Annotated in this window: 1 protein-coding gene; it reads left to right on the top strand. The window is 63.5% G+C overall.

Annotated features, from left to right (window positions below):
• Window positions 1-726: ferritin-like domain-containing protein (locus tag JMF90_RS39195; RefSeq protein ID WP_201326562.1), on the top strand; the 726-nt coding region annotated here is incomplete at both ends.

Here is a 726-nt window from a genome sequence, read left to right as displayed (position 1 = left end):
GTGGGACAAGTTCGACGCTTCGCTGCTCACCGACGAGCAGGCGAAGACGATCAAGATGAACGCGATCACCGAATGGTCGGCGCTGCCCGCGACGGAAATGTTCCTGCGCGACAACCAGCACGACAGCGACTTTTCCGCGTTCATGAGCGTGTGGTTCTTCGAGGAGCAGAAGCATTCGCTCGTGCTGATGGAATACCTGCGCCGCTTCAAGCCGGAGATGGTGCCGACCGAAGAGGAACTGCACGCGGTGCGCTTCCAGTTCGATCCGGCGCCGCCGCTCGAGACGCTGATGCTGCACTTCTGCGGCGAAATCCGTTTGAACCACTGGTACCGCTGCGCGGCCGACTGGCACACCGAGCCCGTCATCAAGCAGATCTACGAAACGATTTCGCGCGATGAAGCGCGTCATGGCGGCGCGTACCTGCGCTATATGAAGAAAGCGCTGAACGACTGCGGCGACGTCGCGCGTGCCGCCTTCGCGAAGATCGGCGTGCTGATGGCGTCGGCGCGCCGCACCGAGAAGCCGCTGCACCCGACCAACCTGCACGTGAACCAGGCGCTGTTCCCGCGCGACACCGTGCAGTCGCGCCTGCCGGACCCGGCATGGCTCGAGCGCTGGCTCGACGAGCAGATCCGTTTCGACGGCGAATGGGAGAAGAAGGTCGTCGAGCGGATTCTGCACAACCTGTCGATCCTGTTCGAGCGCACGTTCGCGACCGCGCAGGA

The organism is Burkholderia sp. E168m23 (assembly GCF_016586125.1).
GTDB classification, from domain to species: Bacteria; Pseudomonadota; Gammaproteobacteria; order Burkholderiales; family Burkholderiaceae; genus Burkholderia; species Burkholderia orbicola.
This window is presented reverse-complemented; position numbering and strand designations above follow the sequence as displayed.